At 72.2% G+C, this 7324-nt stretch carries 6 protein-coding genes; 4 read left to right on the top strand and 2 right to left on the bottom strand.

The genetic code is table 11. The annotated features are described in order from the left end of the window. Positions 1-83 precede the first annotated feature (83 nt). From ACSNOK_RS28520 to ACSNOK_RS28510, 3 genes are read left to right on the top strand one after another with little or no spacing between them, the layout of a single operon-like run. A complete protein-coding gene (locus ACSNOK_RS28520; RefSeq protein WP_436783673.1) occupies positions 84-929 on the top strand; it encodes a Nif3-like dinuclear metal center hexameric protein in 846 nt (281 codons plus the stop codon). 13 nt (positions 930-942) lie between these two features. Continuing rightward, complete coding sequence (locus ACSNOK_RS28515) at positions 943-1686, top strand: zinc ribbon domain-containing protein (protein WP_436783675.1); 744 nt, start codon at positions 943-945, stop codon at positions 1684-1686. A gap of 7 nt (positions 1687-1693) precedes the next feature. Next, the gene (locus ACSNOK_RS28510; protein ID WP_436783672.1) at positions 1694-2983 is read left to right on the top strand and encodes a bifunctional RNase H/acid phosphatase; all 1290 of its coding nucleotides are present in this window, start codon (positions 1694-1696) and stop codon (positions 2981-2983) included. Between the two features lie 116 nt (positions 2984-3099). On the opposite strand, the gene ACSNOK_RS28505 is transcribed toward ACSNOK_RS28510, so the two are convergent. Continuing rightward, positions 3100-4068 (bottom strand): alpha/beta fold hydrolase, encoded by a 969-nt coding sequence (locus tag ACSNOK_RS28505; protein WP_436783671.1) that lies wholly within the window; start codon positions 4066-4068, stop codon positions 3100-3102. Between the two features lie 545 nt (positions 4069-4613). Here ACSNOK_RS28505 and ACSNOK_RS28500 point away from each other — a divergent pair. Further along, positions 4614-6104 carry an MFS transporter gene (locus ACSNOK_RS28500; protein WP_436783670.1) on the top strand — a complete coding sequence of 497 codons (1491 nt, stop codon included), beginning with the start codon at positions 4614-4616 and terminating at the stop codon, positions 6102-6104. On the opposite strand, the gene ACSNOK_RS28495 is transcribed toward ACSNOK_RS28500, so the two are convergent. Continuing rightward, positions 6001-6510, bottom strand: coding sequence for a Tn3 family transposase (locus ACSNOK_RS28495; protein WP_436783674.1), 510 nt, complete (start codon positions 6508-6510; stop codon positions 6001-6003). The genes ACSNOK_RS28500 and ACSNOK_RS28495 overlap by 104 nt on opposite strands. Positions 6511-7324: the final 814 nt, after the last annotated feature.

Here is a 7324-nt window from a genome sequence, read left to right as displayed (position 1 = left end):
CCCCTAGGGGCCGGCCCCGCCCCGTAAGGGTCCCCCGACAGGAGGCAAGCCGTCCGCCCCCGGCGGGCAGGTAGCCTTTCCCCGTGCCCGTACTGTCTGAAGTCATCGCCGCCCTCGACGCCCTGTGGCCCCCGGAGCGGGCCGAGCAGTGGGACGCCGTCGGTACGGTCTGCGGCGACCCCGACGCCCCCGTCGGCCGGGTCCTCTTCGCCGTGGACCCCGTCCAGGACGTCGTCGACGAGGCCGTCAAGCTCGGCGCCGACCTGGTCGTCACCCACCACCCCCTCTATCTGCGCGGGACGACCACGGTCTCGGCCGGCACCTTCAAGGGCCGCGCCGTACACACCCTGATCAAGAACGACATCGCGCTGCACGTCGCCCACACCAACGCCGACCGCGCCGACCCCGGCGTCTCCGACGCCCTCGCCGGCGCCCTCGACCTGCGGGTCATCGGTCCCCTGGTGCCGGACCCCACCGACCCCACCGGCCGCCGCGGCCTCGGCCGCATCTGCGAACCGGTCACCCCGCTGACCCTCGCCGAGTTCGGCGAGCGCTGCGCCGCGCGGCTGCCCGCCACGGCGCAGGGCGTCCGCGTCGCCGGCGACCCGCGTCAGGTGCTCCGTACCGTAGCCGTCTGCGGCGGCTCCGGCGACTCCCTCTTCGACGAGGTACGGGCCGCGGGCGTCGACGCGTACGTCACCGCCGACCTGCGCCACCATCCCGTCTCCGAGGCGCGGCAGCACACCCCGCTCGCCCTGGTCGACGCCGCGCACTGGGCCACCGAGTGGCCCTGGACCGAGCAGGCCGCCGCCCAGCTCGACGAGATCTCCGACCGGCACGGCTGGGGCCTGCGCACCCACGTCTCCCGGCTCGTCACCGACCCCTGGACCGCCCACGCGGCGTCCACCACCCCGACCGATCACCAGTAAGAGGAGCCCCCAACTGAACGCCGCGCCCGCCGACCAGATCCGCCTTCTGGATCTCCAGGCCCTCGACACCCGTCTCGGTCAGCTCGCCCACAAGCGCCGGTCCCTGCCCGAGCACGCCGAGATCCAGGCCCTCGAAGGGGACCTCACGCAGCACCGCGACCTCCTCGTCGCCGCGCAGACCGAGGAGAGCGACACCGCCCGCGAGCAGGCCAAGGCCGAGCAGGACGTCGACCAGGTCCGCAAGCGCGCCGCCCGCGACCAGCAGCGGCTCGACTCCGGCGTCGGGATGACCCCCAAGGACCTGGAGAACCTCCAGCACGAGGTCGCCTCCCTCGCCAAGCGCCAGGGCGACCTGGAGGACGTCGTCCTGGAGATCATGGAGCGCCGGGAGGCCGCCCAGGAGCGCGTCACCGAGCTCACCGCCCGCGTCGAGGCCGTCCAGGCCAAGGTCGACGCGGCCGTCGCGCGCCGTGACGCCGCCCTGGCCGAGATCGACGCCGAGGTGGCCACCGTCACCAAGGAGCGCGGCATCGTCGCCAACTCCGTCCCGGCCGACCTGCTCAAGCTCTACGACAAGCTGCGCGAGAAGGAGGGCGGCGTCGGCGCGGCCCGCCTCTACCAGCGCCGCTGCGAGGGCTGCCGCCTGGAGCTCAACATCACCGAGGTCAACGAGGTGCGCGCCGCCGCCGCGGACGAGGTCGTCCGCTGCGAGAACTGCCGCCGGATCCTGGTCCGCACCCCCGAGTCGGGGCTGTAGGCAGCGCATGGCCCACCGCTTCGTCGTCGAGGCCGACGGCGGTTCCCGGGGCAACCCGGGGCCCGCCGGGTACGGCGCGGTCGTGCTCGACGCGGCGACCGGCGAGGTTGTCGCCGAGGCCGCCGAGTACATCGGCACCGCCACCAACAACGTGGCCGAGTACAAAGGGCTGATCGCGGGGCTGGAGGCGGCCCGGGCCCTCGACCCGGACGCGGAGATCACCGTGCGGATGGACTCCAAGCTCGTCGTGGAGCAGATGTCCGGCCGCTGGAAGATCAAGCACCCGGACATGCGGCCGCTGGCCGCCCGGGCCCGGCTGGTCTTCCCCGCGGACCGGGTCGGCTACGAGTGGATCCCGCGCGAGCGCAACAAGCACGCCGACCGGCTCGCCAACGAGGCGATGGACGCGGGGAAGAAGGGCCTCCCGTGGGAGCCTTCCGGGCGCCCCCGGCCGGCTGTCGGCGCTGCCGACGCGCGGGTGCCGGTGGATCCGGCGCCGGTCGCGCCGGTCGCGCCGGTCGCGCCGGCGGCTTCGGCTTCGGCTGCCGTCCCGGTATCCGCTGCCACTTCTCCTTCCGCCTCCGCCTCCGTGTCCGCTTCCCCGGAACCGGCCGCCCTGGAGGCTCCCGAGCCGAAGGGCCCGCCCCTCGGCTGGGCCGCGCCGGCCGACCTCGGCGCGCCGACGACGTTCGTCCTGCTCCGGCACGGCGAAACGGCGCTCACTCCGCAGAAGCGATTCTCCGGAAGCGGCGGCTCCGACCCCGAACTGTCGCCCGCCGGCCGCCGCCAGGCCGAGGCCGTCGCCGCCGCACTGGCCGCGCGCGGCACGATCCAGGCCGTCGTCAGCTCGCCCCTGCGCCGCTGCCGGGAGACGGCGGGTGTGGTGGCGGGCCGCCTCGGACTCGACGTCCGCGTCGAAGACGGCCTGCGCGAGGCCGACTTCGGCGCCTGGGAGGGCCTGACCTTCGCCGAGGCCCGCGAACGCTACCCGGCCGACCTCGACGCCTGGCTCGCCTCCACCAAGGCCGCCCCCACCGGCGACGGCGAGAGCTTCGCGGCCGTCGCCCGCCGCGTCGCCCTCGCCCGCGACCGGCTCCTCGCCCGCTACGCGGGCCGGACGGTGCTGCTCGTGTCGCACGTGACCCCGATCAAGTCCCTGGTCCGGCTGGCCCTCGGGGCCCCGCCGGAGTCCCTGTTCAAGATGGAACTGTCGGCGGCCTCGCTGTCGGCGGTGGCGTATTACGCGGACGGGAACACGTCGCTGCGGCTGCTGAACGACACGTCGCACTTGAGGTGACGGGCCTGGAGACGCGGCCGGGGTCGGGCGGGCCTCGGCCGCCAGGCGTACCGAGACGGAGCGGAGGACCGGCTCGGCGCGTTCGGCGACCGCCTGAGCCGTGGCACTGCCGCACCTCAGGGCAGAGTCTTGATCCACTCCGTGACGACGTCCGCGTACCGCTGCGCCATCGGCTCGTGCATGGTGTGCGGGACGTCGAGCGACGTGAAGGTCACCGGCCGGCCGGTGGACTCCAGCAGGCGTCGGGCCTGACCGGCCTGGATGTCGGTCATCGCGCCCATGAGCCGACCGGTGTCCGGGTCGGTCATGTGGAAGTGGTGGGTGAGCAGCACCGGCGTCTTGACCTGGGCGAGCATCGTGGCGTGGTCGACGCCGGCGTTGGCGGCGTCGGTGACCCACGCCTCGGCCCATTCGGGGTCGTACTCCTTCAGGTGCTGCACCGGCGTGGGAGACGCGCCGGCTTCGGGGTCGCCCTCGCCCATCATGAAGCCGATCCCCGGGTGCAGGAACTCCGGCAGCTCGCGCGGGGCGGCCTCGACCATGCCCGTCCAGTCGCCGATGGACCACTGCGGGCCGAGCCACTTCGCCCACAGCGCGAAGATCGGACCGAGGGTCTGCGTCATGCCCGGCCCGTAGGGCGGGGACGCCTGGGAGGAGAACAGCGGCGGGTCCTCCAGGATCGCGCCGCGCACCAGGCCCGGCTTGGCGTACGCGGCCAGGTAGGCGGCGATGATGCCGCCGGACGAGTTCCCGGCCACGATCGTGGGACGCTGGACGACCAGGTCGATGAACCGCTCGACGTCGGCTCCCCAGACGTTCAGGTTGTAGCGGCCCGGGGTCCAGGTGGAGCGGCCCTGGCCGCGCAGGTCGATCGCGTACACCCGGAACTCCGGGCTGAGCAGGCCGATCGCTTCCTCGTAGCCCCACCAGGACTCGCCCTGGGCGGGGACGAGCAGCAGCGCGGGCGCGGCGGGGTCGCCTTCGGCGACGTAGTTCATACGGATCTCGCCCAGGTCCACCAGCTGCTCGCGGTAGCGGTGCGGGACAAAGCTGTCGGCGCGGTCGGCGGCCTCGGACATGCCCATGGTCGTGCTCCTTGTACGTACGTACGGCGGGTAGCGCCTGGTGAAGAGGCGGACACCTGCCGTCATCTTTCCGGCGGGGCGCTCGAACGGCGACCCGGTGCCGACCGTAGAACGCAAAGCGGACATCTGGGGTCCTAGTCCCCGGACCCGCCGGGCGAGGTCTTGCCGGCGGCGGAAGCCGGGCCTTGTGCAGGGCGGTTCCCCAATCTTCCTGCAGGGGAGTCCGGGACGTCGTGTACCGTGAATGAGTCCCTGTGCCGAGGTGTCGGTGGCAGCGACCGGATTTTCCTCTTCCTTCTGTTTCCTTCTGTATCGATCTTGGGGTGGCGACCTATTAACCAGGCCGTGTAGTCGTCCGCGTTCCCGCGTGCTGTCGTGTCGCACGTGTCCGGGGGCGGACGTCGCGCTGGTCTGAGTTGCGTCACCGTTCCCCGCAGTTTTCTTCCCGGGTGCAGCTCTGCCGTCTGCCCCGGGTTTCGTGTGTTCCGGCCCCGGCGTGGCTGTCGGCAGGGCTCCCCGATTCCTTTGGATCAGGAGTCCCCGTCGTGTCTTCCTCCGCGCTCGACAACGAGCCACACCACACCGCCCAGCCCCCGACCCACCCCTCACCCGGACTGTCGAAGATGGGCTTGGCCGCCTGGGTCGCCCTCTTGGTGCTGCTGGGTGCCGAGCTGATGGACATGATCGACCAGTCGGTCGTCCTGACCGCCCTGCCCGCGATCCAGGAGTCCACCGGCGCCGGGCCGGACACGATCCAGTGGCTGACCACCGGCTATTCACTGCCCATCGCCGTCGGGCTGATGACCGGCGGACGTCTCGGTGACCTCTACGGCCGGCGCAGGATCCTCCTCATCGGTACCGTCGCGTTCACCGCGGCCTCACTGCTGTGCGGCCTCGCTGCCGGGCCGGGCGTGCTGATCGCCGCCCGCGCGCTCCAGGGCGTGGGAGTGGCCGTGATGATCCCGCAGATCCTGGCCACCCTCCACGTCACGTTCGACGGGCGGAACCGCAGCAAGGTGTTCGGTCTGTACGGGGCCGTCATGTCGCTCGCCAATGTCCTCGGCCCGGTGATGGGCGGTCTGCTGACCGAGGCGGACCTGTTCGGGCTGTCCTGGCGGCCGATCTTCCTCGTCAACGTGCCGGTCGGCCTGGCCGTGATCGTCCTGGGACGCAAGTTCATCCCCGAGTCGACCGTGAAGAAGGCCGACCGCCCCGACCTGACGGGCATGCTGCTGTCCGCGCTGGCCATCGTCCTGATCGTCTTCCCGCTCACCGAGGGGCACCTGCACCACTGGCCGCTGTGGTGCTTCGCCCTGCTAGCCGCCGGCCTGCTCGTCCTCGGTGTCTTCCTGCGCCACCAGCGGCGCAAGCAGGGCGACGCCCCGCTCGTGCCGCTGTCGCTCTTCCGGGGCCGGCAGTTCTCCGGCGGCATGGCCGCGCAGCTGATGCATGGCCTTCTGTGCGGGTTGTTCTTCATGACCTGGACCCTCTACCTCCAACGCGGCCTGGGCATGAGCCCCTTCCGCGCGGCCCTGGCCTTCGTGCTGCTCTCCCTCGGGGAGTTGGCCGGTGCGACGGTCACGGCGAAGAGCGGCGGGCGCTTCGCCCGGCGCCTTCCCCAGGCAGGAGCTCTCGTCACGCTCGCCGCGACGGCCGCTTACGGGCTCCAAGCCGGTGTGTACCAGGGGGACCTGACGCTGCCGGCGATGACCGCTCCGGTGGTACTGATCGGCTTCGGCCTCGGCATGGTCGGCGGCCCGCTCGCCGACATGTCGCTGGCCAGGGTCCCGCACGGGGACGCCGGGGCCGCCTCGGGCCTGTTCAACACCGCCATCCACCTGGGCATCGCCCTCGGTACCGCGCTGACCGCTCTGGTGTTCTTCGCCACCACCGGCGGCTCCGCCGACGCGGAACTCAACCGCGACGCTTTCATCACCGTGTTGTGGTGGGTCGGCGGCCTTCTCGCCCTGATGTGGGCCCTGATGTTCTGCCTGCCCCGGCGGGCCGACAAGCAGGCCGAGAAGCAGGCCGACTGAGCAGCCCCCCGGGACCCCGGCCGGGACCCCGGCCGGGACGCCGGCCGAGGCCCGGGCCCTCAACCTCCCGGTCCTCGCCGTCTTCCGGTCCTCGCCGTCTTCCGGCCCTGGCAGTCTTCGGCAGCGTCCGGGTCCCGGAAACGGCGCAGGCCCTGGCGAATGTGCCTCCCCTTGAGAGGGAAGAGACGGGCGACATCTTCGCTCCCCGCGATGTCGTGTCCCCTGGCCGGAGCCGGGCGACGGCGGCGCCCTGGTAGCGGGTGTTCCGCAGCACCACGGCGTTGAGGACCAGGCCGAGCGCGGCGAGCCGGTCCCCTTGGCCCTCGCGGTGCGCCTGGCGGATCCGGGCACGGCCACCGTGACAGAGCGCGCGGACGAACAACCGCAGCCGGTCGTAGGCCCGCACGTGGGTGACGATCTTCTTCAGGCTGCTGGCCGTGTCGCAGGCCACGTCCTCCGAAGGAAGACCTTGGGCAGGCCGCCACGAACCTCACGTCGGCAGCGGTAATCGGCGTCCCACACGCGGCCCTTGACCTGGTGGCCGTTTCTCGGGTGACCCGCGACATCCTGGGGTTGAGGGAGCCCCCTCGGCGGTAGGGGTGACCCATGTAGCCGCTGTGCGGCAGGGCGGCGCGAGCCGGTTGCGGCGAGCCCTACCCGTCGTCGCCCAGCCGGGACGCCGGCCCGGCCGGCCTATGAACCCGGTCGTCTGGCGGGAACTCCTGGTCCAGGAGCTGCAGTACCCCCTGCTGCCGTCGATGAAAGCCTGGCAGCAGGGGCTGCAGGAGGGCGAGATGCTCCGTAACCGACAAGTCCCGGTGAGCGGGCGGCTGCGCGGGGTGATTCCGATCAAGGGCCTTGTTCATCGAAGCACAGAACAGGTACGCCGTTCCCATAGCCTCCGAGTCGAAAACGATCTGTCCGGCCGCCACTGAATCGAACGGACCACATACGCCTTCGACCAAGGCGCCCAGCGCATCAACGGCGACTGCCGGATCGCTCGCCATTTCCGCATCGTCCAAGCCCGGCTCGCGGAAAACCAGCGCCCCCGGCCGGATGTCTTCGACTGCGCGCCTTCGACTGGGCGTTTCCGGCCGGGCGCCTCCGGTCTCGGGCCGGGTGCCTCCGGCTGGGTGCTCCAACCGGCAACCCTCCAACCGCAGGCCCTCCAACCTGAGGGCACCGCTCATCGTCCCCCGACGCCCCCCGCCCCCGTGACC

Origin of the sequence: Streptomyces sp. URMC 126 (genome assembly GCF_051386555.1) — a bacterium.
Lineage (GTDB): Bacteria > Actinomycetota > Actinomycetes > Streptomycetales > Streptomycetaceae > Streptomyces.
Note: the sequence above shows the minus strand (reverse complement) of the source record. Positions and strands in the feature narration are given on the sequence as shown.